This window comes from Rhizobium sp. Root483D2 (assembly GCF_001426685.1).
Taxonomy (GTDB): domain Bacteria; phylum Pseudomonadota; class Alphaproteobacteria; order Rhizobiales; family Rhizobiaceae; genus Pararhizobium; species Pararhizobium qamdonense.
Map to the genome: position 1 here is coordinate 185,967 of NZ_LMFB01000019.1, position 25,725 is coordinate 211,691.

The window sequence follows — 25,725 nt, forward strand, 5'->3', positions numbered from 1 at the left end:
AGATGCCTGATTACGATTATATCCGGGATGGCGATGCCATCTACGAGCGCTCGTTTGCCATCATTCGCAGCGAAACCGATCTCTCCCGTTTCACCGAGGAAGAGGCCGATCTGGCCGTTCGCATGGTGCATGCCTGCGGGCTGGTGGATGCTGCGCAATATTTCGAGTTTTCGCCGGGCTTCGTCCCGGCTGCCCGCCAAGCCCTGAAAAATGGTGCGCCGATCTTCTGCGATGCTTTCATGGTTTACCACGGCATCACCCGTGCCCGCCTGCCCGCCAATAATGATGTGGTCTGCACGTTGCGCGAACCGCAGACCATCGAGATTGCCCGCGAGATCGGCAATACCCGGTCTGCCGCTGCCCTGAAGCTCTGGGTCGATCGTCTTGCCGGGTCCGTGGTTGCCATCGGCAATGCGCCGACGGCGCTGTTCTTTCTTTTGGAACTGCTGCGCGACGGCGCGCCAAAACCGGCCGCCATTATCGGCATGCCGGTCGGCTTCGTCGGGGCTGCGGAATCAAAGGACGCATTGGCGGAGCACTCCTACGGCGTGCCCTATGCGATCGTGCGCGGCCGTCTCGGCGGCAGCGCCATGACGGCTGCTGCGGTCAATTCGCTGGCGAGGCCAGGACTGTGAGCGCGCCGTCTCAAGGCAGATTGATCGGTGTCGGAACAGGCCCCGGCGATCCGGAGCTTCTGACCCTCAAGGCGATCAAGGCATTGGAAGCCGCCGATGTGCTCGCCTATTTCGCCAAGCAAGGGCGGCGCGGCAATGGGCGCGCTGTGGTCGATGGGTTGCTGAAGCCCGGTCTCCTCGAATTGCCACTTTACTATCCGGTGACCGTCGAGATCGAGAAGGATCACGACGACTACAAGAGCCAGATCACCGGCTTTTACGATGCCTCGGCTGCAGCCGTTGCCGAACATCTGAACGCCGGCAAGACCGTCGCCATCCTCAGCGAAGGCGATCCGATGTTCTACGGCTCCTATATGCATCTGCACGTGCGTCTGGCCGGGCGTTTCCCAGTCGAGGTCATTCCGGGGATCACCGCCATGTCCGGCTGCTGGTCGCTGGCGGGCCTGCCGATCGTGCAGGGCGACGATGTGCTGTCCGTGCTTCCGGGCACGATGGGCGAGGACCAATTGATCCGGCGTCTTGCCGATACGCAGGCCGCCGTGATCATGAAGGTCGGCCGCAATCTGCCGAAGATCCGGCGGGCTTTGACGGCAGCCGGCAAGCTTGGCCAGGCGGTTTATGTCGAGCGCGGCACGATGGCGAATTCCGCAATGATCCCGCTGGCTGAAAAGGCCGATGATACCGCGCCCTATTTTTCGCTGGTGCTGGTTCCCGGCTGGAGCGGCAGATCATGAGCGGCACGCTGTATGTGATCGGCACGGGTCCGGGCGGTCCGCAGCAGATGACGCCCGAGGCGCTCGATGCGGTCTCGAAATCAACCGATTTCCTTGGCTACGGCCCCTATCTCGACCGGCTTTCCCTGCGCCCGGATCAGAACCGGATCGCGTCCGACAATCGCGAGGAACTGGACCGGGCACAGGCGGCCATCATGCGCGCCGTGGCTGGTACCGATGTCTGTGTCGTTTCCGGCGGTGATCCCGGCGTCTTTGCCATGGCTGCCGCCGTCTGCGAGGCAATCGATAACGGACCGGAGGAATGGCGCGCGATCGATCTCGTCATCGTGCCCGGTGTCACCGCGATGCTCGCGGTTGCCGCCCGCATTGGTGCTCCGCTCGGCCATGATTTCTGTGCCATTTCGCTGTCGGACAATCTGAAGCCCTGGGATGTGATTACCCGCCGTTTGACGCTGGTAGCGCAAGCGGGCCTGGTGATCGCGCTCTACAATCCGATCAGCAAGGCGCGGCCCTGGCAGCTTGGCGAAGCCTTCGATATCCTGCGCACCGTGCTGCCGGCGCAAACGCCGGTGATCTTCGGCCGCGCGGCCGGACGCCCGGATGAGCGCATGCTGGTCATGACGCTGGCGAAAGCCGATGCCGGGAAGGCGGATATGGCGACCTGCGTGCTCATCGGCTCGCCCGAGACCCGCATCATCCCACGTCCGGGCAAGCCTGACCTCGTTTACACGCCGCGTTTCATCGCCGGGGAGAAAAGGTGATCGACAAGGCCGAGCGCGTCTTTGACAGTCTCCACCGTGCGGACATCGTCCGGTTGCTGGCGCTCGACCATGATTACCGCGATACCCAGCGCACGGGCGGCTGCGATCTTACCATAGGTGGCCGTGCCGCCGCTGTTCTTGGCGACGATGACGTCGATCCGGTTGCCGGTGAGAAGGGCGCGCTCGGCGGCTTCCTCAAAGGGGCCGGTCGCCAGAATGTAGCGCGCATCGGGTATGCCGAGCTGCGGCAGGACGGGATCGACGCTGCGGATCAGATATTGGTGTTGCGGCGCATGTTCGAAATGGAAGACCTCCTGCCTGCCAATGGCGAGAAAGACACGTTTTGGCGCCGCGCCAAGCGCCGCAACCGCCTCCGGAATGGAACGGATGCAGGTCCAGAGATCGCCGGGTTGCTGTTTCCAGGCGAAGCGGCGAAGCGCAAAAAATGCAATGCCGGTGCTGCCTGCCGCAACCGCCGCATTGTGCGAGATGCGCGCCGCAAAGGGATGGGTGGCGTCGATCAAAAGGTCGAAATTTTCAGACTTCAGAAAACCGGCAAGCCCGTCGCTGCCACCGAAGCCGCCGCTGCGGCTCGGCACCGGTTGAGCGATGGGTTCCGCCGTTCGCCCGGCGAGCGACAGGAGAATGTCGCAGTCCGTGCGGAGAGCCAGCGCGGCTGCCAGCTGCCGTGCTTCGGTCGTGCCGCCAAGGATCAGGATACGGTGTTTGCCCATGGGTGACGGTCAGGCCTCTTCTGGCAGCAATAATCTGCCCTGGCTGACGATCATCGGCCTGGGTGAAGACGGTTTAGCCGGTCTCGGCGACGAGGCCAAGCGCTGCATCGCCGCTGCTTTGGTGGTTTTCGGTGGCGCCCGTCATCTAGAGCTCACCGCAACCTTGATCTCCGGCGAGCGCCATCCGTGGCTAAGCCCTTTCGAGCGTTCCGTCGAGGCCGTCGTTGCGCTGCGCGGACAGCCCGTCGTGGTGCTCGCATCCGGCGATCCCTTCTTCTTCGGCGCCGGGGTGACGCTGTCGCGCCGGATCGCCCGCGCCGAAATGCGGGTTTTCCCCGCTCCGTCCTCGTTCAGCTTGGCAGCCTCCCGCCTCGGTTGGGCGTTGCAGGATACGGTGATTGTGTCCCTGCATGGCCGTCCGCTCGATCTGATCCGGCCGCATCTGCAGCCGGGATCGCGCATTCTGGCGCTGACATCCGATGAACATGGTCCGGCTCAGCTTGCGGCGCTGCTTGTTTCAAGCGGGTTCGGGCAATCGCGGTTGACGGTGCTTGAGGCGCTGGGCGGTGCTCGGGAGCGTGTGACTTCGCAGATCGCTGCGGATTTCTCGCTGGCGGCTATCAACACGCTCAACATCTGTTCTGTTGAGGTTGTGGTTGACACTGACGCGCGCATCTTGCCGCTCGCCGCCGGCCTTGATGACGGGCTTTTCGAACATGATGGCCAGATCACCAAGCGCGAGGTCCGCGCGCTGACGCTGTCAGCACTTGCGCCCCGGCGCGGCGAACTGCTTTGGGATGTCGGCGCAGGTTCCGGATCGATCGGGATCGAGTGGATGCTGTCCGATCCGGCAATGCGCGCGATTGCCATCGAAGGCTCGCCGGATCGCATCGCGCGCATCGGGCGCAACGCGGTGAATTTCGGTGTGCCCGGTTTGACAATCGTTCATGGAACAGCGCCCCAGGCCCTTGCCGGGTTGCCATCTCCGGATGCGGTTTTTATCGGTGGCGGTGGCAGCGAGGAGGGCGTTATGGCTGCGGTCATCGCCGCCTTGAAAAGCGGTGGCCGGTTGGTTGCCAATGCGGTGACGACGCAGATGGAGGCGGTGCTTCTGGACCATCAGGCCCGCCTCGGCGGATCGCTGCTGCGCATCGATATCGCCCGCGCATCGCCGGTGGGCGCCATGACGGGCTGGCGTCCGGCCATGCCGGTCACGCAATGGTCATGGGTCAAACCCTGACCTTGGATATTCAGAAGGATAGAAGATGACCGTTCATTTCATCGGAGCAGGCCCGGGCGCCGCTGATCTCATCACCGTTCGCGGCCGCGATCTCATCGCCCGCTGCCCGGTTTGCCTCTATGCGGGGTCGATCGTCTCGCCCGAACTCCTGCAATATTGCCCGGACGGTGCGCGCATTGTCGATACGGCGCCGATGTCGCTGGATGAGATCGAAGCCGAATATGTGACGGCCGCCGCCGCCGGCCAGGATGTGGCGCGGCTGCATTCCGGCGATCTTTCGGTTTGGAGCGCCGTTGCCGAACAGATCCGCCGGCTGGAAAAACACGGGCTCGACTATACGATGACACCCGGTGTGCCGGCGTTTGCGGCGGCGGCTGCCACACTCGGGCGCGAACTCACCATCCCCGCCATTGGCCAGAGCCTTGTGCTGACGCGGGTTTCCGGCCGGGCCTCGCCGATGCCGAATGCCGAGACGCTGGCCGGTTTCGGTGCCACCGGCGCGACGCTGGCCATTCATCTGGCGATACATGCGCTGGCGCAGGTGGTTTCCGAGCTGACGCCGCTTTACGGTGCAGATTGCCCGGTGGCGATCGTCGTCAAGGCATCCTGGCCGGATGAGCGGGTGCTGCGCGGCACGCTTGCCGATATCGAGGCGAAGGTGGCGGCCGATCCGATCGAGCGCACGGCACTGATCTTTGTCGGACGCACGCTTGGCGCCACCGACTTTCGCGAAAGTGCCCTTTACGACGCCGCCTATCAACGGCGGTTTCGCGGCCGCGACGGACTATAAGCAAACCTCAGATATCCATGCCCGACGTATCCGGGCCCGGCGTATCCGGCTGGTCGCCGGCGGCCTTGCGCGGCACGTCGTTCCGGCCTTCGATCCGGTCACGGTAGAGCGCGGATTGTCCGAGCAGCATCAAGGTCACCGGCGTCGTCAGGATGACGAAGACGATGATCAGGACTTCGTGCAGGATCCAGCGGTTCTGCAGCACGGCAAAGGTGATCATCGAGGCAACGGAGATCAGGATCGTGCCGGCGCTGGCGCCGAGTGTCGGCGCATGCAGGCGGCCATAGAAGGTTTTCAGCCGGATCAGCCCCATCGAGCCGATAAGGGTGATGACGGAGCCGGTCAGAAGCAGGATGCAGACCGGGATCGCCGCCCAGGCCGGAAGGTCGGTCAGGTGGCTCATTCGATCACCTCGCCGCGCATCAGGAATTTCGCAAAGGCGATCGACGAGACGAAGCCGAGCACGGCGATGATCAATGCCGCTTCGAAATAGATCGAATTGGCCGTGCGGATCCCGAAGGTCAAAAGCAAAAGCATGGCCGTAATATAGAGCGCATCGAGGCCGAGGATACGGTCCTGGGCGCGTGGCCCCCGCACCATGCGAAACAGCGCACATCCCATCGCCAGTCCAAGCAGGATCTGGGAGGCGAGGATCGACCAGATGATGAAGAGCTCGGTCATTCGAATATCTCCTTCAACGGGGCTTCGTAACGCTTTTTGATCAGGTCCGACCAGGCAGCACCGTTTTCCAGGTCCAGCACGTGGAGAAGCAGCACGCCGGTCTGGCGGTCGAATTCGAGCCAGGCGGTGCCGGGTGTCGCCGTCAGGATGCAGGCAAGCAGTGCCAGGGCATTTTCGTCGCGCAGGCTGATATCGATCGCCACGAAACCGGAATTGACCGGCCGCCTTCCGGCGCGCAGGATCACGCCCATCACGGCAAGGTTCGATCTCACCACATCGAGCGCCACATGCCCGGCGAGAACCGCGATGCGCCCATAATTCTTCATCCGCGTCTTGTCGGGCTGCAGGTTGACCATGACCCAGGCAAACGCGATGCCGAGCATGGAGCCAAGGATGATCTGGCCGGGTGATACCGACTGGTTGATCAAAAGCCACAGCATCAGGAGGGCCAGCGACAGAAGCGGGTAGGGGAACCAGTAGCGCATGGCCTACTCCCCCGCTGCCGGGCTGGCACGCGGCGCCGACATCACGCGTCCGATATAGTTCTGTGGTTCGCCCAGCGATTTCGCCGTCGCATCCATATAACGCATCACAGGGCCTGCCTGGAAGCTCAGGAAGACGCAAGCCGCCAGAAGCATCAGGACCGGTGTGATCTCGATCAGGAAGACGCGCGGAATGGTGCCTTCGATCGAGGTCCAGAACGTGCGGATACCAACGCGGTTCATGGCGATCATGGCCGCAAGGCCGGATAGGATGAGAAGGGCGGTATAGGCCCATTCGGCGCCGGAGACCGGAGCGTCATCGCCGAAACTGCCGGGATTGAACAATCCGTGCAGCATGGCAAATTTTGCTAGAAATCCGGAAAGCGGCGGCAGGCCCGAAAGCAGGATGGCGCAGGCACAGAAGCACAGACCCAGCACGGCCATGGTGCCGGGCACGGCGACGCCGCCTTCCTTCTCCGCCTCGTTTTCATCGACATCGCCATAGGCTTCCATGGTCACCGCCAGAACGTCGGCGCCGGCATCGCGAGCGCGCTCCACCAGCTCGATCAAAAGGAAGAAGGCGCAGATCGTCAGTGTCGAGCTCACCAGATAAAACAGGGCGCCGCCGATGACGGCGCCATTGCCAAGCCCGATCGCCGCCATCAGCGTGCCGGACGAGACCAGCACGCAATAGCCGGCAAGCCTGCCCATGGCCTGCGAGGCCAGTACGCCGATCGCGCCGAAGCCGATGGTCATCAGACCGCCATAGAGAAGCACGGATTGACCAAAGCCGAGGGAGGCGCCGGCGTCTGCGCCAAACAGTAGCATGGAGAGCCGCAGGAGGATGTAGACGCCGACCTTGGTGAGGATGGCGAAGATTGCGGCGACCGGCGGCGTCGCGGCCGAATAGGTGGCGGGCAGCCAAAAGCCGAGTGGCCACATGCCGGCCTTGACGAGGAAGGCAATGCCGAGAATGGCCGCCCCCGCTTCCATGAGCATCCGGCTTTCCGGGCCGATCGTGGTGATCCGCATGGCAAGATCGGCCATGTTCAGCGTGCCCGTTGCGCCATAGATTAGGCTGACCCCGACCAGAAACAGCGAAGAGGCTGCAAGATTGATGGCGATGTAATGCAGGCCTGCCTTGACGCGCATCGGGCCGGAGCCATGCAGCAGCAGTCCGTAGGATGCGGCGAGCATCATTTCAAAGAAGACGAACAGGTTGAACAGGTCGCCGGTCAGGAAGGCGCCATTGAGGCCGGCCAGCATCAACTGGAACAGCGAATGAAAATGGTAACCGGCCCGATGCCATTTCGCCATCGAAAACACCTGCGTCGCCATTGCGAGCAGCCCGGTCAGCACCAGCATCAGCGCTGACAGCCGGTCCAGTACCAGAACGATGCCGAAGGGGGCTGGCCAGTTTCCAAGCAGGTAGACGCTGGCCCCGGTCTCGCCCTCTCCCGAGGAGGCTGCCATCCGCATCAACAGGATGCTGATGATGAAAACCACCACGGTTGAGGTGAAGGCGATCACCCCTTTCAGCGTCCGGTTCCGTTCATCGACGGGAATAAGGGCCGCTGCCGTGAGGATCGGCAGAATGATCGGCAGGATGATCAGGTGATGAAGCCAGTTCATGCCGCGTTACTCCCTACCGTCCACGTGGTCGGTGCCGGTAAAGCCGCGGGATGCGAGAAGCACGACCAGAAACAGCGCCGTCATGGCAAAACCGATGACGATGGCTGTAAGCACCAGGGCCTGGGGAATGGGATCGGTATGGGTCAAAAGTCCGCCAACGCCACCCGGCTCAAGCACCGGCGGCGCATTGACCCTCAGACGGCCCATGCCGAAGATGAAGAGATTGACGGCATAGGAGAGCAGCGACAGGCCGATAATGACCTGATAGGTGCGCGGCCGGAACAAAAGCCAGACGCCGGAAGCGGTGAGGACGCCGATGCCTGCGGAAAGAACCAGTTCCATTATGTGTTCTCCTTCGCAGCCAATTTCGCCGCCCTGATCTGGGCGCGGGGTGCACGCACCGACTGGTGGGCGAGCGCGATCAGGATCAGCACGGTGGCGCCGAGCACCAGCGAGAAGACGCCGAGATCGAACAGGATCGCGCTTGCAAGCGGAATTTTACCGATGACCGGCAAGGATACGTATTGGGAATACGAGGTCAGGAACGGATAGCCGAAGACCCAGGACCCGAGGCCGGTTGCGGTGGCGACGATGAGGCCGATTGCCATCCAGCGCAGCGGATGGATCCGCAGTCGTTCCTCGACCCAGCGCGTACCACCCGCCATATATTGCAGAATGAAGGCGATCGACATGGCGATCCCAGCTGCAAAGCCGCCGCCCGGAAGATCATGGCCGCGGAAAAACAGGAAGGCCGCCAGCATGCCGATGACCGGGAACATCCAGCGCATGATCACCGAAGGGACCAGCAGGTATTCGGCAATGCTGTCGCCCTTCTTGCGATCGGGGTGATCGTCGTCGAACGCATTCTGGACGCGCTGCTGCTCCGGTGCTTCCAAGCTTTCGGTGGCAGGGCGGAAACGCAGAAGCAGCGCGAAGACCGTCAAGGCGACGATGCACAGGACGGCGATCTCGCCCAGCGTATCGAAGCCGCGGAAATCGACGAGGATGACGTTGACGACATTGGTGCCGCCGCCTTCGATATAGGCGCGCTCGAGGAAATAGCTCGAGATGGTCTCGGGCATTTCCCGGCTCATCACCGTGTAGGAGACGAGCATCATGCCAAGGCCGGCAAAGACGGCGGTCGCAAGGTCGCGCAGGCGGCGCAGGCGCGTCGATATGGTCATCATTTCCGGATCATCGGGATCTTCGATCCGCTTGGGCAACCAGCGCAGGCCAAGCAGGATCAGAACCGTCGTGACGATCTCGACGAGCAATTGCGTGACAGCCAGATCCGGTGCTGAAAGCCACACGAAGGTGACGCAGGTAACGAGACCCGCGCCACCGAGCAGCACGAGTGCTGCAAGCCTGTGGAACTTCGCCTGATAGGCTGCGCCGATGGCACAGACCATGCCGACCAGCCAGAGCAGCGCAAAGGCCGGATCAATGTTGCGCAGTACGATATTGGCCGGTTTGAAACCCTGCGTCAGAAGCGTGGCGGCGCCGGCGACAACTGCCACTGCGACGAGGACGCGCATCTGCGGCTGCAGGCGGCGGGTGCCGGCGCGCATCTCGATCGAGCGCGCCCATTTCCATGACAGGGTGACCAGCACGCGCTCGAAGATGCGTTGGCCCTCCAGGCGGCGGAAGAAGGGCGGGCCCTCGATGCTGGTGGCAAGATAGGGCCTCATGATGAAGAACAGCCCGATGCCGCCGACAAGCGCAATCAGGCTCATGAACAGCGGCAGGTTCCAGCCATGCCAGACGGCAAGGCTATAGACCGGCGTCGCCTCGCCCAGAACCGATTGCACGGCGGTGTGCAGAAAGGGACCGATCGTCAGGGTCGGGATCACGCCGACGACGAGGCAGGAGAATACCAGGAAATAGATCGGCGCCAGCATCCAGTGTGGCGGCTCATGCGGCGTCGTGGGCAGATCCTTTGGCGGCGGTCCGAAAAAGACGCTGTAGATGAAACGCAGCGAATAGGTGACGGCAAACATGCTGGCGAGCGTTGCGACATAGGGCGTGATCGTGTCGAGCAGATTGTATTTATGGGTTTCGATCGCCTCGGCAAAGAACATTTCTTTCGACAGGAAGCCGTTCAACAGCGGTACGCCGGCCATCGAGGCGCTGGCGACCATCGCCAGCGTCGCCGTTATCGGCATGTATTTGAACAGGCCGCTGAGCTTGCGCATGTCGCGGGTGCCGGTTTCATGATCGATGATCCCGGCGGCCATGAACAGCGAGGCCTTGAAGGTGGCGTGGTTCATGGTGTGAAAGATCGCGGCGACCGCAGCCAAGGGACTGCCGAGGCTCAGAAGCACGGTAATAAGGCCGAGATGGCTGATCGTCGAATAGGCGAGCAGCCCCTTCAGGTCCTGCTGGAAGATCGCGAAATAGGCGCCGAGCAACAGCGTGCTGAGGCCGGCAAGGCCGACGATCCAGAACCACTGGTCGGTGCCCGCCATGACCGGCCAGAGCCGGATCAACAGGAAGACGCCGGCTTTGACGAGGGTCGCCGAATGCAGATAGGCCGAAACCGGCGTCGGCGCCGCCATCGCATGCGGCAGCCAGAAGTGGAACGGAAACTGTGCACTCTTGGTGAGGGCTCCGAGCAGGATAAGAATGAGCACGGTCGTGTAGAGCGGATCGTTGCGGATCAGGTTGCCGGACGAAAGCACGACATCGAGATCATAGCTGCCGACGATATGGCCGATCAGCATCAGCCCGACGAACATGCACAGGCCGCCGGTGCCGGTGACGGTCAGCGCCATGCGGGCGCCATCGCGCGCATTGGCGTTGTGGTGCCAGTAACCGATCAAAAGGAAGGAAATGATGCTGGTCAATTCCCAGAAGATCGCCAGCAGAATGAGATTGCCGGAAAGTACCACGCCGAGCATGGCGCCCATGAAGGCGAGGAACAGGGCAAAGAAGCGCGGAACCGGGTCGCTGGCCGACATATAGTAACGGGCGTAGACAACGACGAGCAGGCCGATCGCGGTGACCAGGCTTGCAAACATCCAGGCAAAGCCGTCCATGCGCAGCGAGAAGTTCAGCCCGAGTTCCGGAAGCCAGTCGACATTGTAGCGAAGCACTTTGTTTGCGGCGACGATCGGATAGAGGCCGGCCGATGTTGCAAGGCAAAACAGGGCGATCGAGCCTGAAAGCCAAGCGCTGGCCGTGCCCTTGTGTGCCGGAATGCAGATTGCAGCAAGGCTCCCCGCGAAAGGCGCAAGAACCAGAATGAGAAGCAATGTCGCTGCGGTGTCTATGTGCCCGTTTCCCTCAATCTTTCCGAAATGACAGGACCGCGAGGGGTCCGTGAGTGCTGCAGCATGCGTGCGCTGCGGCGGTGCCCGAAGCGCACCGCGAAACGGTGCAAGAGCACATTGTTTTTATGTCTGCTTTCGGCTGCCATGCCAACCCGCAACGGCGATAAAATTGCCTGCCTGCGGCAATTCGTTGCCGGTCGTGGCGCAAAACTGCGGTTTGATGGCTGATCGTTGCGGCACCGGTCAAACTGTGTTTGGAAACATCGGGCTGCGTTTTTTGTAACGAAGTGTAGGATCGGTGTGACGGGAAATATTTCGACACCGAAAACGGCCGGCAGCTGTGGATGGGCCGCGTGCGTTTTTCCGTTCTGCTGGTATAAACATCGGCATGGACACAATACCGCACATTCTTGTCGTCGATGACGATCCGGAGATTCGCCGGCTGCTTGGAAAATATCTCGATGGTCAGGGTTTTCGCATCAGTCTGGCTGGCAGCAAGGGCGAATGCGAGGCGAAGCTCGCCGAGCTGAAGATCGATCTTCTTGTTCTCGATGTCATGCTGCCGGATGGCTCCGGGCTTGATCTGTGCCGGTCGTTGCGCGGGCGGATGCCGCAGCTGTCGATCATTCTTCTGACGGCGCTCAAGGAAGATGTCGACCGCATCATCGGGCTTGAATTCGGTGCCGACGATTATCTCGGAAAGCCGTTCAACCCGCGCGAACTGTCTGCCCGTATCCGGGCCGTGCTGCGCCGCGGCCGGGCCGAGGCGCAGCCGGCGGGAAGCCGGCAATATGTCTTTGCCAATTATGTCGCCGATATCGAAAGCCGCACCTTGCTTGCCCCTGATGGGAGCACCGTCGATCTGACCGGAGGCGAGTTCGAGCTTCTGGTGGTTTTCCTGCAGCGTCCGGGACGTGTTCTGTCGCGTGATTCGCTCTTGGATCTGACGCAGGGGCGCACCGCTGACCCGTTTGACCGCTCGATCGATATTCTGGTCAGCCGCCTGCGCCGCAAGCTCGGCGATGCCAGCGTATTTGCCATGCTGAAGACCGTGCGCAACAAGGGCTATCAACTTGCGGTTCCCGTCGAGCGGAGCAACTAGATGCTGTCGCTGCGCACGCGGTTCACGGCACTTTTGATCATCTCGGTGGTTCTGGTTCTGGTGATCGCTGCTGTCATCACCGCCTGGCTTTTGCGCAAACCGCCTGAAGTCATGTATGACCGGGTGCTGGCTGAAAAAGCCGAATTTGCGCTGCTTCTCTTGCGCGCCGATCCGCTCGCAGCCCAGACATTGCATATCGTCATTCAGGACAAGCCGCCGCAGGATCGCATCGATCCGGAGCGGACGGAGAATATCCGCGCGGAGGGACGCCGCAAGGGTTATACCGCCGATGTCGTCGTGTTGAAGAGCTTCAATCCGCATCGCTGGGATATCGCCATCCGGCTGGATGACGGGCGCTGGGCATACCTCGATTTTCCCGATCCCACCCCTTTTCCCTATCTGCCGCTGGCGGCCTATCTGGCGCTGGTCGCGATCGGCATGACCGGCATTGCCACCTATGTCAGCAACGTGATGATGCGGCCCCTGCGCATCCTGGATGAAACGATCGCCAAGATACGGCCGGATGGCATCATTCCCGAATTGCCGGAAACCGGGCCGATGGAGGTTCGCACCTCCGCCAAGACCATCAACCGGCTGGCAACGCGCCTCAACGCAGCCGTGTCCAGCCGCATGCGGATGATTGCGGCCGCAGGCCATGACATGCGCACGCCGATGACCCGCATGCGGCTTCGCGCCGAATTCGTCGTCGATGGCGATGACCGGCAGTCCTGGCTCAAGGATCTCGATGAACTCGATCATATCGCTGACAGCGCCATCCGGCTGGTGCGCGAGGAAATCAGCCCGGCGGCGCAGGAACAGGTGTCGCTTGACGTGGTTTTGCGCTCGGTAACCGCAGAGGTCCGGGAGACGGATCTGCCGGTCGAACATGGTGCAATCGTCCCTGTCCTGGTCAAGGGCGCTCCGTTTGCCCTCAAGCGTGCGTTGCGAAACCTGGTGGTGAATGCCGCGACCCATGGTCAGGGCGCACGCGTTTCGCTGTCCAGTTCCGGCGAAGAAGCGGTTCTCAGGATCCTCGACAGCGGTCCCGGCATTCCAAAGGATCTGCTCGACCGGGTGTTCGAGCCGTTCTTTCGCGTCGATCAGGCCCGGCGCCAGCTCGTGCCCGGCGCCGGTCTCGGTCTCGCCATTTCGCAGGAAATTATCGAAAACCATGGCGGCACGATCACCATCATCAATCGCCGGGAGGGCGGCCTGCTGCAAACCGTGCGTCTGCCGCTGTGCAAACCGGACCAGTATTGAGCGGGGTCAATGCTTCTCGGTGATGTAATAAAGGTTGGTAAAGTGGGCTCTGGGGATCCGCCGGTAGGCTGAGCAGGAAAGCTTTCCGTTGGCATGTTCACCCGGCTCCATCACAGGGCAGACGGTCAGCTACGGATCTCTTCTAATCGTCCGCCTGATCAAAAGAACCTTTCAAGTCAAGGACTTGAGCTGGCTGGATCTCTGTGACAAGCACTGAGATGACGGAGAGTTTGTCAAACGCATAATTTCCAAGTGACCTGCAAAAAAAGCCGGGAATGGGCTTGGTCAAAAAAAGCGCGGCCGATGGAAATCGGCCGCGCTCTGTTTGTCTTCACGTCGAGCCTGCGGACAGGCTTGCGCCGTTCTTATTGTCCGATGGCCTGGATGCCTGCGCCACCGCCGATGGCGATGTTCAGAGCAACATAGTTGTTGGCGAGGTTGCGAATGCCGGATGCGAGCGCGATACGCGATGTTGCCAGCGAGCGCTCGGCGTCCAGAACGTCAAGCAGCGATGTGGCGCCGCCCTTGTAGCTTTCGCGGGCAAGACCCAAAGCCTGCTCGTAGGAATCCACGACCTTCCGCAAAGCTGCCACGGTCTGGTAGTTGTTGCGCAGTGCAACGAGCGCGTTCTCGACTTCCTCGATGCCGTTCAGAACGGTCTGCTTCCAGGAGAGATATTGCTGCTGCGCGCCGGACTTGGCGATATCGACATTGGCCTTCAAACGTCCGCCGCTGAAGATCGGGATATTCAGGCTCGGGCCGAAGGACCACGTGCTCAGACCACCGGCCACTGCAGAGACGATACGCGAACCGTCGATCGAACCGCTGAGGCTGAGGCTTGGATAAAGCTGGGCCTCGGCAACACCGATCTGGGCCGTGGCAGCGGCCAGAAGGCGTTCGGCTCTGCGGATATCGGGGCGGTTGCGCACGAGATCGGCCGGGATGCCGATCTTGGTGTTGTAGCGCGGCGAAGGCTGGGACGCGCCGTTGCGCAGGCCCGCCGTAACGGTGGTTGCCGGCAGTCCGAGCAGCGTCGCGATATGGTTTGCCGCCTGGTTGAAGCCGGTCTGGTAGCCGGGCAGTTCAGCCAGCGTGCTGTTGACGAGGCCTTCGGCCTGGACGACGTCGAGGCTGGAGGCTGCGCCCGCTGCCTTGATGTCATTCGTCAGCTTCAGCGTTTCGCGCCGCGAGGCCAGGCTTCTCTGCTGCAGTGCATAGGCTTCCTGATTGTAGCGCGCCTCGATGTAAGAGGTGGTCAGATCGGAAAGATAGGCGAGGCGGGCAACGTTGACGTCGGCATAGGCGGCATCAAGCGAAGCGTTGGCGGATTCCTTGGCGCGGGCATACTGGCCGAACAGATCGATCAGCCAGGACGCATCGCCGCCGCCGCCGATTGTTTTGGTTTCGCTGTGATCGCTTTGGCCGGCCCTGACCCGGGAGGAACCATCCTGGCCGGCGACACTGGCCGAACCGCTGGCATTGATCTGCGGCAAGCCGCCGGATGCAGCGACGATGACATTGGCGCGGGCTTCGATGATACGTTCGATCGATTGCTGAACGTCAAGGTTTTCGCTGAGGCCCTGGGCGACGAGGCCGTTCAGCTTCTTGTCGCGGAAAGCTTCCCACCAGGGCTTCAGTGTGACATCGGCTGCTTCGGCCTGGCCCCCTTGCGAAAACTTCGCCGGCACAGCTGCAGTCGGAGATTGATAATTCGGACCGACAACGCAGCCCGAAAGGAGAACGAGGCTCAAGGGAAAGAGCACTTTAGCAATTTTCATCTGGGTCCCCATCCGGCCCGAGCGGGTCGGTAACAAACGATTCACTTTTTTCGTCTTTAACATTTTCCGCGTCCCTTGCGAGGGAACAATTGCAAACTTGTGTTCGAAATCAACTATCCCCAGCTTTGGTGTTTCCAAAGTGCCACGCCTTTGGACGTGTGGACGACGATTTCAAGGGTTGACGGAAAAAATATTTACAACGGATGGATGCCGTTTCTTCACGTGATTGGATGGGATTTGCCATCCATCTCAATCCATTAACGCGTGCACGTGTCCGGCGTTTGTCGGGGGAGTGTCGAATTGTTTCCGCAGTGTGACGCGTCGCCGTCGCTGTGTGTGCCGGGCATACCAAATGGTCAGGTTAAAATGGGGAAAGGCGAACCAGGCTGCGACTCACCGTCGTTTGCGGGCGTTGCACGCTTAGTTCAGCGACGCTAACGGGAGTAGAGGCCGGTTCGATAAACCGAGCCCCTTTGATTTCTGAAGGTCGTCGAAAATTACTTTTTCTTCTTCGGCAGGTTTTTGCGGTCGGTTTCCGCGAGCTCCTTCAGCTCTTTCTCCGACATGGATTTCTCCATGCTCTTGGAGGCGCCCTTGAGTTCCGATTTTTTCGTTTCACCGCGTTTGGCAGAGAGTGCCGCACCGGCTGCCTTTTGCTGGGCCTGGGATTTTGCGGGCATTGACTTTCTCCTCTCGTTGCATGCCCGATTTAACAATCGCTGCCTAGATTGGTTCCGAAGGCTCTGCCAAATTGCTGGGCGCGCCGATCATCGCCTGCAGGGTTTCGAGCCTGTCTGCATCGCGTGGCAGCTTGTCGGTGCGCAGCCGCGATATGCGCGGAAAGCGCATCGCGACGCCGGATTTGTGGCGGCTGGAAAGGTTGATGCCCTCGAAGGCGACCTCGACAACGAAACCATGATCGGCCTCTGCCCGGATCGAGCGGACCGGACCGAAACGTTCGATCGTATTGTTGCGCACGTAGCGATCCAGCACCTCAAGCTCCGCATCGGTAAAGCCGAAATAAGCCTTGCCGACAGGCACCAGCACATCCTTGCCCTCGCTCATCATCCAGACGCCAAAAGTGAAGTCGGAATAGTAGCTTGAGCGCTTGCCGTGGCCGCGCTGCGCATACATCAGCACCGCATCGACATTGTAGGGCTCGCGCTTCCATTTGAACCACGGCCCCTTCGAGCGCCCGGACGTATAGGGCGAATCCAGGCGCTTCAGCATGATGCCTTCGATCACCGGATCCGGCGGGTCCTTCCTCAGGCGGTCGAGTTCCTCCCAGCTCGAAAACGAGACGAGCGGGGACAGATCGAAATGCGAGGGGGCGGCCGTTTCAATGAGGGCAGAGAGTGCAGCGCGGCGGGTCAGGAAGTTTTCCGGGCGCATGTCTTTTTCCCCGGAAAACAACAGGTCGTAGCCTCTGATGAACACCGGATAGTCATCGAGCATCTTTTTCGTCACGGTCTTGCGGTTCAGCCGCTGCTGCAGATCGGAAAATGTCCGCGTGGCGCGGTTGGTCCGCATGGTGCCGCCGACGAGCAGCTCGCCGTCAATAATGCCTTCGAAATCCGCAGCCTCGAGAATATCGGGAAAGGCGCCGGAAATGTCGTCGCCGCTGCGCGAATACAGCCGCCGCGTGCCGGCCAGATTGGCAAGTTGAACGCGGATGCCGTCCCATTTCCATTCGGCGGCAAAATCCTTCGGGTCGAGCAAAGCCAGATCATTGTCGCCGACCGGTGTTGCCAGCATCACCGCGTGAAAGACTGCCGGCATATCGAGTTTCGGCTTGTCCGCCTTGCCGTCGAGCCATTGAAACAGGGACAAGTAGGGTGGCGACAGGCCGTGCCAGAGCGTTTCGATCTCCGTGACATCGACATTGCCCATGTCGGCGAGCGCCTGTTTCACCAGCCGTGCGGAAACGCCGATGCGCAAACCGCCGGTGATCAGTTTGAGGAAGGCGAACCGGCTTGATCCTTCCAGGTCATCCAGGAGGTCGCGCACCAGCCCGTGCACGTTGGCCCGCCCGACGGTCTCCAGTTGATGCATGACGGCACCGAGAGACAGGTCGAGTGCGGCTGGTTTGTCCGTGGCTGCCGGTTCCCAGACCAGCGAGATGGTTTCGGCGAGGTCGCCGACATAATCGTAGGAATAGCGGAACAGCACCTCGTCCATGCGCTCCAGAACGAGTTGCCGCAGCACGTTGGGTTTCACGGCCTTGAGCGTCAGCGTGCCGGCAATGGCGGCCAGCGCATAGCCGCGGTCGGGGTCGGGGGCTGTACGGAAGTAGTCCGCCATCAGCTTGATCTTGGCATTGCGCTGCGGGGTGAGCACCAGACGGTCGAGCAGTTCGGCGAAGGCGCGCATCGGCTATTCTCCCTCGTCGTCGTAGCCGACCAGATGCAGCGGCCGGGCGGCAATGCCCTGCAGCTCGCACCAGCGCACCAGGGCTTCTTCGCGGCCATGGGTGACCCAGACTTGACCGGGCTTGACCTCGTTGATCGTGTCGAGCAGCTCCGGCCAGTCGCAATGATCGGAGATGATGATCGGCAGTTCGACGCCGCGCTGCTTGGCGCGCTGGCGCACCAGCATCCAGCCGGAAGCGAAAATGGCAACCGGATCGGGAAAGCGCCTGGCCCATTTGTCGGCAAAGGCTGATGGCGGACCGACGACCACGGCACCGGCGAAGGACTGCCTGTCTTTCGCGTCGATCGTGGCGGGCCGCAGATCGCCCAGTTCGATGCCTTCGCTTTCATAATAATCGCATAGCCTTGCGAGCGCGCCGTGGATGAAGATCGGCTCGTGATAGCCCGCTTCGCGCAGGAGCATGATGACGCGTTGCGCCTTGCCCAGCGCATAGGCGCCAACCAGATGGGCGCGCTCGGGGAATTGCCGCAGGGATGTCAGGAGCTTGGCAATCTCGCCGCGATCGTCGGGGTGGTGAAATACCGGCAGGCCGAAGGTTGCTTCGGTGATGAAGACATCGCAGGGCACAGGTTCGAAGGAAAGGCAGGTCGGGTCCCGCCGCCTTTTGTAGTCGCCGGAGACGACGATGCGCATGCCGCCCTGTTCGACGGCGATCTGCGCCGAGCCGAGCACATGCCCTGCTGGGTGAAAACTGACGGTGACATCGCCGATCGCCGTGCGCGTGCCGAGGACGGCCTCCTGCGAACTGGTGCAGAATGCCTCGCCATAGCGGATCCGCATGATATCGAGCGTCTCGCGCGTCGCCATCACATGCGTGTGGCCGGCGCGGGCGTGGTCGGCGTGGCCATGGGTGATCAAGGCCCGTTCGACGGGCTGGACGGGATCGATATAGAAGCCGCCCTTCTCGCAAAAGAGACCCTTGGGCGTCGGGTAGAGCAGCGTTTCCGGTTTCATGCCTGTGAAGATAGATGGCAATCGTGCGACTGCCAGCTATCGCGGCGAATTTTTAAGCTCAGGCCGTCTCGGCTTGTCCCAATGTCTTTGAGATCAGATCGAGGACCGCTTCGGCATCGATGCCGATGCAGATGTTCTGGCTGGGCAGGTCGTCCCAGTCGTTCGGCGGGAAGATGTGATCGTCGGCCTTCTGGATGGTCTGGCCGTCGGCAATGCCGCCGCAGACAACGCGGATCGCGCCGCTGCGCAGCGTGAAGAGTTCCGGAGCCACGACATAGACGCAGGCGCAGCTGTCGTGCACGACCATGCCGTCATCGACATGCTGTTCATAGAAATCGATGTAGAACTGCGAAATATCCGACAACAGCTTTGCCCGCTTCCCACCCGTTGCGACGATGGCTTCCAGCCTAGCGCGGGTCATGACGGTCTTTTCGGTCACGTCCAGACCCACCACGACGACTGGCCAGGGGGCTGTCATCACCACATTGGCTGCTTCCGGATCGCCGTGGATGTTGGCCTCGGCAGCGGGGGTGACATTGCCGCGCATATCGAAAGCGCCGCCCATGATGACAACGTCCTTGACCAGAACTGCGATGTCTGGATCGTCGCTGAGCGCCAGCGCCAGATTGGTCATGCGGCCGACGGCGACGATGGTCACTTCGCCCGGATTTGCGCGGACCGTGTCGATGATGAAGCGATGGGCCGGACGCGGATCGCATTCCAGATCGACCGTTTCGGGAACGCCGATATTGCCAAGGCCGTCATCGCCATGAATGAAGGCCGGCCAATCGACATGGAGCCGCAACGGATCGAACGTTTCGCCCAGTCCCCTGGCGACAGGAGCTGCAATATCCCATTGCTGCTTCAGATAAAGCGCGTTGCGTGTCGTTGTTTCGATCGAGGCATTGCCGAAAACGGAGGTGATGCCGATCAGGTCAATATCCGGATGGTTGTGCAGAAACAGCAGGGCCATCGCATCATCGACGCCGGGGTCCGTATCAAAAATTACCTTATGCATGATGTCTTCTTTTCGCTGATGGGCAGTCTACCAATATGGCGCCACTTTTAGCGGGGTACCGCCCAAGAGCAACTGATTTTGCAACTCCAAATCGGGCAAAGTCTCGAATCAGGGCAAATCTGCCGATCGCCAGGCACAAACGGCGTGGCCGCTTAAACTTTCCGAAACGTGGTGCGGTTAGGGTGGGTGCTCAATCAAAAATCAGGTTGTGCCTTTTCCCCGTTGAGATGCGCGGTGGTGGCCAGGAGTTGAGGCTGATGACGGAGCAGCAGACGTGAAGGCGGTCTTCAAGACGATACGTCTCCCCCGCAAGGTGATGTTCCTCATTGCCGGCGTTCTTGTGTTGTCGGGTGCGTCCGGCGCCTTTGCCGTCTATTCCGGCAAGGAAATGTTTCTTGGCATGGCCGGGCCGGCAAAACCCTCGCTTTCAGGCCTTGCCTGCACCACGATCGAAACCTTGAAGATGCGCCGCAACGGCCAGCGCTGGATCCGCAAATATGTGAGCACGGACGCGGCTGCCGGGATTGATCGTGTCCGCACCGCCTTGCGCATCACCGGCCTGCTTGCCAAGCAGGAACAGGCCGATCTCTACCAGGTCGTCGTGCTGGACACGGCTGGGCCCCTGGACCGGGCTGACCGCCGTGGTGCGGCTATCGGTGCCCAAGTCCTGTTTGCGCCCGACCCGTCCAAACTGCCGGGAATGAGCACGCCATTCATCGCCCGCTACAGCGATGCCAAGGCCAATGGCGCCGGTCTCTTCTATGGCCAGGACGTCCTTCTCTCGACGGATGACATCAAGACGACGCTGACGGCGATGGACGACAAGTCGGATTGCTTCGACCCGGTTGCCGCTGCGGCTGCCGCAGAACCGGGCGCTGCCGGATCGAAAAGCGGTGGACATGGTGCGGCACCGGCTCCCACCGGTCACGGAGAAAGCGCTGATAGGGGCGAGGCGGCCCCCGCGCATGGCGAGCCTGCAGACAATGACGAGGAAGCACTGGCGCGGGGACATGAACCCGCAGCTGCAACGGAGCAAAGCGCGGCACAGCTGGAGGAAAAGGGTTTCTTCGGGGCCATGCTGGCCATGGTTCTAGGCGATGGCGGTGAAAAGCCGTCGAGCGTTGTCTCTGAGCCGAATGCAGAAGATCCCGCCGGCACCTCCACGGAGGAGCCAGCGGGACACTGACGGGATTTGCCGTTCAGCCCTTATCAGACGATGGCGTTGCCAGCGATCACGGCGAGCACAACGAAGATCAGGAAGATAATCACAGCGATGGCAAACAGCACGCGCGCGATCGTCGCTGTGGCTGCCGAAACGCCGGAAAAGCCAAGAAAGCCCGTGATCAGCGATATGACCAGGAAAATAAGCGCCCATTTCAGCATGGAGGGGTCCTTTCAAATTCTGCCGGTATAGACGCGCAGAACGCTGAAAAGTTCCATGAACTGATCAGAACGCGCCATCCTGTTTCCAAGATGGCGCGGTCTTCGTGTCGTCTCAGTCCGCCTTGTTGCGGCGGGCCGGGAAGAGGATGATGTCGCGGATCGACGGGGCGTTGGTGAGCAGCATGATCAGGCGATCGACGCCGATGCCGAGGCCACCGGCGGGTGGCATGCCCTGGTCGATCGCATCGAGGAATTCGTCGTCCAGCTGCTTGTCCTTTTCGCCACGGGCATGGGCCTGTTCCAGCTGCTCGACCATGCGCTTGCGCTGCTCTTCCGGATCGTTGAGTTCCGAAAATGCGTTGCCCAGTTCCCAGGCGTTGCAATAGGTCTCGAAACGCTCGACCAGGCGCGGTTCGCCCGGCACTTCCTTGGCAAAGGGCGAGATGTCCTTTGGAAAATGCGTGACGTGCGAGGGCTGGATCAGCGTGCCTTCGACCTTTTCTTCAAAGATGAAGGCCAGGCATTCGCCCCAGGTCCAATCCTTTTCGACAGCAAAGCCGGCGGCCTTGGCGGCCGTGCGGGCTTCTTCGTCGGTCGTCATGGCGATGAAGTCGAGGCCCGTCGCTTCCTTGACGGCGTCGGGCATGGGGACGCGCTTGAACGGGCCCTTGAAGGAGATTTCCTTGTCGCCGAACAGGAATTCGGTGGTGCCGTGGATCGACAGTGCGAGCTTTGTGAAAAGCCGCTCGACGAGGTCCATGATGTCCTCGTAATCGGCATAGGCCCAATAGCATTCCATCATGGTGAATTCAGGATTGTGCCTTGTGGAGACGCCTTCGTTGCGGAAGTTGCGGTTGATCTCGAACACCTTGTCGGTAAGGCCCGAAACCAGCGTGCGCTTCAAGAACAGTTCCGGCGCGATGCGCAGGTACATGTCGAGCTTCAGCGTGTTGTGATGCGTCTTGAAGGGCTCGGCGGTGGCGCCGCCATAGACCGAATGCAGCATCGGCGTTTCGACTTCCATGAAGCCGTCGTCTTCCATGAAGCGGCGGATGCCCGAGACGATCTTCGAGCGCTGCTGAAAGCGCAGCTTGGATTCCTCGTTCGTCATGATGTCGAGATGGCGCTTGCGGTAGCGCTGCTCGATGTCGGACAGGCCATGCCACTTTTCCGGCATCGGCAGCAGCGACTTGGTCAGCATGGTGATCTCTTGCGCATTGATCGACAGTTCGCCGCGCTTGGTGCGGCGGACAACGCCGGTCACGCCAATGATGTCGCCGATATCGATCAGCGGCAGCAGCGCGCGGGCGTCTTCCGGTGTGGTATCCTTGTGGGAGAAGATCTGGATCTTGCCGCCGGCGTCATGGATGTCCATGAACATGCCGGAATTGCGCGAGGAATAGACCCGGCCGGCCACGGTGACGACATCGTCCGTGACCACATCCGCTTCCAGGCCCTCGTATTTGCTGGCGAGTTCCGCATTGGTGATGGTGCGGTGGAAATGCGCCGGATAGACGTCACCGATCTTTTCGCGCAGCATTTTCAGCTTCTGGGCGCGCACTTCGGTGACGTCGGAGGAGAGGGCGGTTTCGGTCTTGTCGGTCATGGGGCTCGCCTTCGATAGGGGCTGTGTTCTTATAGGGTCTGCACTTTGGGGCTTCGTCCTCTTCGCCCCAGTGGGGAGAAGGTGGCCCGCAGGGCCGGATGAGGGGGGAGCCGCTTGCTTCGCAGTCTACCGCCCCCTCATCGCGCTGGCTTTCGCTCGGCACTTCTCCCCGCTGGGGAGAAGAGGAGTTCGACGTTATTTTCCGCTGCCAGCCATCGCGGCCGCAACCTGGCCTGCGACCTTCAGGCGCTGACGCACGACCGAGCGGCCGAGGATGGCCATCGAATCGAACAGCGGCAACGAGCGGGTCGAGCCCGAGACTGCGACGAACAGCGGTGCGACGATGACCTTGAGCTTCTTGCCCATGCGATCAGCAATGGCCCGCAGTTCGGCTTCGATCGCCTCGACATTCCATTCGAGGATCTTTTCCAGGTCCGGCTGCACCGTGTTGAAGATTTCGACCAGTTCTTCCGGGCTCGATTTGACCTTGGCGAAGGAGGAGGCGTCAAGGGCAAGATCGGACTTGAACAGGAAGCCTGCGAGATCCGGCAGTTCGCCAAGCTTGGAAATGCGCGATTGCGAGAGCTTGAGGCCCTGCTTGATGCGGTCGTTTTCCATAGCCCAGGCGAGCACGCGGGCGGCGAATTCGTCTTCGCTTAATCCTTCGCGCAACCAGCGGCCATTCAGCCAGTCGAGCTTCTGGATATCGAAGATCGCGCCGGCCTTGGAGAGGTTGGCCGGGTCGAATTTCTCCGCCAGCTGTTCCATGGTCAGCATTTCCTCGCCTTCGGCGATCTGCACGAAGAACAGGCCGAGGAAGTTCATCAGCGCTTCCGGCAGGTAGCCGAGAGCGGTGTAGTACGAGATCGAGGTCGGGTTCTTGCGCTTGGACAGCTTCGACTTGTCGGCATTGCGCATCAGCGACAGATGCATGAACACCGGCGGTTCGAGACCGAGATACTGATAGATCAGGATGTGCTTGGGTACCGAGGACAGCCATTCCTCGCCGCGCGCCACATGGGTGATCTTCATCAGATGGTCATCGACGACATTGGCCATATGATAGGTCGGCATGCCGTCGGCCTTGAGCAGGACCTGCATATCGACCGCATCCCACGGGATATCGACTTCGCCATAGACGCCATCGACGAACTTGCAGGAGCCTTCCACCGGGATTTTCATGCGCACGACATGGGGTTCGCCGCTGGCGACGCGGGCCGTGACTTCTTCCGCCGCGATATGCAGGCAGAGACCGTCATATTTCGGCGGCTTGCCGGCGGCGCGCTGGGCCTCGCGCATTTCGGTCAGACGCTCGGGCGTGCAGAAACAGCGGAAACCGTGGCCGGCCTCGACGATCTTTTCGACATAGGGCTTGTAGAGGTCCTTGCGGTCGCTCTGGCGGTAGGGGCCGTAGGGGCCGCCGATATCGGGGCCTTCCGACCATGTCAGGCCGCACCATTTCAGCGCGTCCAGGACCTTGGTCTCGAATTCGGGGGTCGAGCGCGTCGCGTCGGTGTCTTCGATGCGCAGGATGAACTCGCCACCCATTTTCTGCGCGAAGAGATAGTTGAACAACGCGATATAGGCGGTGCCGACATGGGGTTCGCCGGTGGGAGAAGGTGCGATGCGCACCCGGACTGGTCTGTCTGTCATGATCCTGGCCCGTGCTTTACGTGCTTTCGGCCTTCCGCCGGAGAAAGAGACGTCCGGATGGAAAGGCGCATGCTTTTAAGGGAAGGAAGTGCCCGATCGATGCCTGAAACGGCGGAAAATACCGGAAATTCCATATGGCTGGCGTGAGACCATATTCAAAAGGGCACGTCAAGGAAAACTGCGTTTGCGCAACGTCGCGACCGTCACGCTCTCACCCGCAACGCAGGGCACGACAGTGACCTGGGCGATGGATGGACCGAGCCCTCTCATTGCCAAGATCATGAGTCTGTTCTTCGACGCGGACACGATGATCGGCGGCGATTTTGCGCAAGGGCTGGTGAATCTTAAGGCGATTGCCGAAATATAGGCGGGAAATGGGGAACCATTGAAGACCTAGCCCGTTTCTTTCATGAGGAATGCGGGGCTGTGTCAACCGGACCCGAGGGAGATGGAGAACGCGGAGATTTTTCCGGTTTCTCTTCGCGGCCAACGAAACGGCAGTCGAGCTTCTTTACCCCTTCGGCCCTGCATCCTCAAATTTTTTCCATTCAACATGCCCCGGAAGATTGGTTCCGGGGCATTTTTGTTTGCCGTGTTGCGGCAGCAAAAAGGGAGCGCATCCAGCCGGACGCGCTCCCTTTGATGGGGGGATAGACCGGGCAAAGACTAGTGCTTGGCGGCCTTGTCCTTCTGCCGCTTGCGGCGCGACAGCATGTTGAGCACCTCAACCAGTGCCGAGAAGGCCATGGCCGCGTAGACGTAACCCTTCGGAACATGGAAGCCCATGCCTTCGGCGATCAGCGTCGTGCCGATCATCAGCAGGAAGCCCAGTGCCAACATGACGATGGTCGGGTTCTTTTCGATGAAGCGGGCGAGCGGGCCTGCTGCCACCAGCATGACAGTCACAGCGAAAATGACCGAAACGATCATGATCGGCAGGTGCGGGGTCATGCCGACAGCGGTGATGATGCTGTCGATGGAAAACACGAGGTCGAGGACCAGGATCTGGCCGATGGCCGCCGCGAAGGTGGTGGTGCCGGCCTTGGCCAGCACATCCTCTTCGTGATCGACGGGATCGACGGTGTGATGGATTTCCTTGGTCGCCTTCCAGACGAGGAACAGGCCACCGGCAATCAGGATCATGTCCTTCCAGGAATAGCCATGTCCGAAGAGTTCGAACACAGGTTCGGTCAGCTGGACAATCCAGGCGACGGTTCCCAGCAGCGCAAGACGCATGATCAGTGCCAGGCCGATGCCGATGCGGCGGGCCTTCTCGCGGCTTTCCGGGGGGAGTTTGTTGGTCAGGATCGAAATGAAGATGAGGTTGTCGATGCCAAGAACGACTTCCATCACGATCAGGGTGATCAGGGCAATCCAGGCAGTCGGATCTTGCATCAGGAGCAAAATATCCTGCATCAGGGGCGGTTCCTTCCTCGCTATCAAGGTGCATATGCGTGAACCCGCGCCGCCGGGTGGCAACGCGGGTAAAATTGATCATTCTTATGTAAGCGGAAATACCGGCAAGGCAAGCGCCGCAGGGTGCGCAAAGGGGCCGCGATACCGTTAACTCGGCGCCTCAAGCC

At 61.1% G+C, this 25,725-nt stretch carries 25 protein-coding genes; 9 read left to right on the top strand and 16 right to left on the bottom strand.

Features of this window, described 5'->3' with window-relative positions:
* Window positions 1–2: 2 nt before the first annotated feature.
* Genes ASD32_RS17070 through ASD32_RS17080 form a run of 3 tightly spaced genes read left to right on the top strand, consistent with a single transcriptional unit; the run spans window position 3 to window position 2,130 of the window.
* Window positions 3–635, top strand: coding sequence for a precorrin-8X methylmutase (locus ASD32_RS17070; RefSeq protein ID WP_060639234.1), 633 nt, complete (start codon window positions 3–5; stop codon window positions 633–635).
* Window positions 632–1,369, top strand: a complete 738-nt coding sequence (locus ASD32_RS17075) for a precorrin-2 C(20)-methyltransferase (RefSeq protein ID WP_060639235.1) — start codon at window positions 632–634, stop codon at window positions 1,367–1,369. The genes ASD32_RS17070 and ASD32_RS17075 overlap by 4 nt, the downstream gene beginning before the upstream one ends.
* Window positions 1,366–2,130, top strand: a complete 765-nt coding sequence (locus ASD32_RS17080) for a precorrin-3B C(17)-methyltransferase (protein ID WP_060639236.1) — start codon at window positions 1,366–1,368, stop codon at window positions 2,128–2,130. Before ASD32_RS17075 ends, ASD32_RS17080 begins: the two co-directional genes overlap by 4 nt.
* Here the strand turns inward: ASD32_RS17080 and ASD32_RS17085 are convergent.
* Window positions 2,094–2,864 (bottom strand): cobalt-precorrin-6A reductase, encoded by a 771-nt coding sequence (locus tag ASD32_RS17085; protein WP_060639237.1) that lies wholly within the window; start codon window positions 2,862–2,864, stop codon window positions 2,094–2,096. The two genes, ASD32_RS17080 and ASD32_RS17085, sit on opposite strands and share 37 nt — an antisense overlap.
* On the opposite strand from ASD32_RS17085, the gene ASD32_RS17090 reads away from it, so the two are divergent.
* Together ASD32_RS17090 and cobM are read left to right on the top strand one after the other, a co-directional pair.
* Entirely contained in the window at window positions 2,863–4,104 is a 1,242-nt protein-coding gene (locus ASD32_RS17090; RefSeq protein ID WP_060639238.1) for a bifunctional cobalt-precorrin-7 (C(5))-methyltransferase/cobalt-precorrin-6B (C(15))-methyltransferase, read from the top strand. The genes ASD32_RS17085 and ASD32_RS17090 overlap by 2 nt on opposite strands.
* Before the next feature lie 25 nt (window positions 4,105–4,129).
* Window positions 4,130–4,894: a precorrin-4 C(11)-methyltransferase gene (cobM, locus tag ASD32_RS17095; RefSeq protein WP_060639239.1), complete on the top strand. Its 765-nt coding sequence runs from the start codon at window positions 4,130–4,132 to the stop codon at window positions 4,892–4,894.
* A gap of 7 nt (window positions 4,895–4,901) precedes the next feature.
* Here the strand turns inward: cobM and mnhG are convergent, their stop codons facing one another.
* Genes mnhG through ASD32_RS17125 form a run of 6 tightly spaced genes read right to left on the bottom strand, consistent with a single transcriptional unit; the run spans window position 4,902 to window position 10,928 of the window.
* The gene (gene mnhG / locus ASD32_RS17100; protein ID WP_060639240.1) at window positions 4,902–5,297 is read right to left on the bottom strand and encodes a monovalent cation/H(+) antiporter subunit G; all 396 of its coding nucleotides are present in this window, start codon (window positions 5,295–5,297) and stop codon (window positions 4,902–4,904) included.
* The gene (locus tag ASD32_RS17105) at window positions 5,294–5,575 is read right to left on the bottom strand and encodes a K+/H+ antiporter subunit F (RefSeq protein ID WP_060639241.1); all 282 of its coding nucleotides are present in this window, start codon (window positions 5,573–5,575) and stop codon (window positions 5,294–5,296) included. Before ASD32_RS17105 ends, mnhG begins: the two co-directional genes overlap by 4 nt.
* Window positions 5,572–6,060 carry a Na+/H+ antiporter subunit E gene (locus tag ASD32_RS17110; protein ID WP_060639242.1) on the bottom strand — a complete coding sequence of 163 codons (489 nt, stop codon included), beginning with the start codon at window positions 6,058–6,060 and terminating at the stop codon, window positions 5,572–5,574. Before ASD32_RS17110 ends, ASD32_RS17105 begins: the two co-directional genes overlap by 4 nt.
* A 3-nt stretch (window positions 6,061–6,063) precedes the next feature.
* Window positions 6,064–7,689, bottom strand: a complete 1,626-nt coding sequence (locus ASD32_RS17115; RefSeq protein WP_060639243.1) for a monovalent cation/H+ antiporter subunit D — start codon at window positions 7,687–7,689, stop codon at window positions 6,064–6,066.
* 6 nt (window positions 7,690–7,695) lie between these two features.
* Complete coding sequence (locus tag ASD32_RS17120; RefSeq protein WP_060503055.1) at window positions 7,696–8,031, bottom strand: Na+/H+ antiporter subunit C; 336 nt, start codon at window positions 8,029–8,031, stop codon at window positions 7,696–7,698.
* Complete coding sequence (locus ASD32_RS17125) at window positions 8,031–10,928, bottom strand: monovalent cation/H+ antiporter subunit A (RefSeq protein WP_348270745.1); 2,898 nt, start codon at window positions 10,926–10,928, stop codon at window positions 8,031–8,033. Before ASD32_RS17125 ends, ASD32_RS17120 begins: the two co-directional genes overlap by 1 nt.
* A 418-nt stretch (window positions 10,929–11,346) precedes the next feature.
* On the opposite strand from ASD32_RS17125, the gene ASD32_RS17130 reads away from it, so the two are divergent.
* The gene (locus ASD32_RS17130; protein ID WP_060639565.1) at window positions 11,347–12,060 is read left to right on the top strand and encodes a response regulator; all 714 of its coding nucleotides are present in this window, start codon (window positions 11,347–11,349) and stop codon (window positions 12,058–12,060) included.
* Entirely contained in the window at window positions 12,061–13,320 is a 1,260-nt protein-coding gene (locus ASD32_RS17135) for an ATP-binding protein (RefSeq protein WP_060639245.1), read from the top strand.
* Window positions 13,321–13,685: 365 nt separating this feature from the next.
* Here ASD32_RS17135 and ASD32_RS17140 read toward each other — a convergent pair whose 3' ends face one another.
* From ASD32_RS17140 to ASD32_RS17160, 5 genes are all read right to left on the bottom strand, one after another.
* On the bottom strand, window positions 13,686–15,098 hold the full coding sequence (locus ASD32_RS17140; RefSeq protein ID WP_060639246.1) for an efflux transporter outer membrane subunit: 1,413 nt from the start codon (window positions 15,096–15,098) through the stop codon (window positions 13,686–13,688).
* A 497-nt stretch (window positions 15,099–15,595) separates the two neighbouring features.
* Window positions 15,596–15,778: a DUF3008 family protein gene (locus ASD32_RS17145; protein ID WP_060639247.1), complete on the bottom strand. Its 183-nt coding sequence runs from the start codon at window positions 15,776–15,778 to the stop codon at window positions 15,596–15,598.
* A gap of 43 nt (window positions 15,779–15,821) precedes the next feature.
* Window positions 15,822–17,468: a cisplatin damage response ATP-dependent DNA ligase gene (locus ASD32_RS17150; RefSeq protein ID WP_060639248.1), complete on the bottom strand. Its 1,647-nt coding sequence runs from the start codon at window positions 17,466–17,468 to the stop codon at window positions 15,822–15,824.
* 3 nt (window positions 17,469–17,471) lie between these two features.
* The gene (locus ASD32_RS17155; RefSeq protein WP_060639249.1) at window positions 17,472–18,482 is read right to left on the bottom strand and encodes a ligase-associated DNA damage response exonuclease; all 1,011 of its coding nucleotides are present in this window, start codon (window positions 18,480–18,482) and stop codon (window positions 17,472–17,474) included.
* Window positions 18,483–18,540: 58 nt separating this feature from the next.
* The gene (locus tag ASD32_RS17160; protein WP_060639250.1) at window positions 18,541–19,500 is read right to left on the bottom strand and encodes a nucleoside hydrolase; all 960 of its coding nucleotides are present in this window, start codon (window positions 19,498–19,500) and stop codon (window positions 18,541–18,543) included.
* 274 nt (window positions 19,501–19,774) lie between these two features.
* Here ASD32_RS17160 and ASD32_RS30700 point away from each other — a divergent pair, with 274 nt between their 5' ends.
* Window positions 19,775–20,686, top strand: coding sequence for a hypothetical protein (locus tag ASD32_RS30700; RefSeq protein WP_244490189.1), 912 nt, complete (start codon window positions 19,775–19,777; stop codon window positions 20,684–20,686).
* Between the two features lie 23 nt (window positions 20,687–20,709).
* On the opposite strand, the gene ASD32_RS29025 is transcribed toward ASD32_RS30700, so the two are convergent.
* The 3 genes from ASD32_RS29025 to gltX all read right to left on the bottom strand — a co-directional run bounded on the left by ASD32_RS29025 (window position 20,710) and on the right by gltX (window position 24,142).
* Window positions 20,710–20,883, bottom strand: a complete 174-nt coding sequence (locus ASD32_RS29025; protein ID WP_037100293.1) for a DUF1328 domain-containing protein — start codon at window positions 20,881–20,883, stop codon at window positions 20,710–20,712.
* A 112-nt stretch (window positions 20,884–20,995) separates the two neighbouring features.
* Window positions 20,996–22,489, bottom strand: a complete 1,494-nt coding sequence (lysS, locus tag ASD32_RS17170) for a lysine--tRNA ligase (RefSeq protein ID WP_060639251.1) — start codon at window positions 22,487–22,489, stop codon at window positions 20,996–20,998.
* A 195-nt stretch (window positions 22,490–22,684) separates the two neighbouring features.
* Window positions 22,685–24,142 carry a glutamate--tRNA ligase gene (gene gltX, locus ASD32_RS17175; RefSeq protein ID WP_060639252.1) on the bottom strand — a complete coding sequence of 486 codons (1,458 nt, stop codon included), beginning with the start codon at window positions 24,140–24,142 and terminating at the stop codon, window positions 22,685–22,687.
* 184 nt (window positions 24,143–24,326) lie between these two features.
* On the opposite strand from gltX, the gene ASD32_RS17180 reads away from it, so the two are divergent.
* Window positions 24,327–24,509 carry an SRPBCC family protein gene (locus ASD32_RS17180; protein ID WP_060639253.1) on the top strand — a complete coding sequence of 61 codons (183 nt, stop codon included), beginning with the start codon at window positions 24,327–24,329 and terminating at the stop codon, window positions 24,507–24,509.
* A 299-nt stretch (window positions 24,510–24,808) separates the two neighbouring features.
* Here ASD32_RS17180 and ASD32_RS17185 read toward each other — a convergent pair whose 3' ends face one another.
* Complete coding sequence (locus ASD32_RS17185; protein ID WP_060639254.1) at window positions 24,809–25,558, bottom strand: TerC family protein; 750 nt, start codon at window positions 25,556–25,558, stop codon at window positions 24,809–24,811.
* Window positions 25,559–25,725 lie beyond the last annotated feature (167 nt).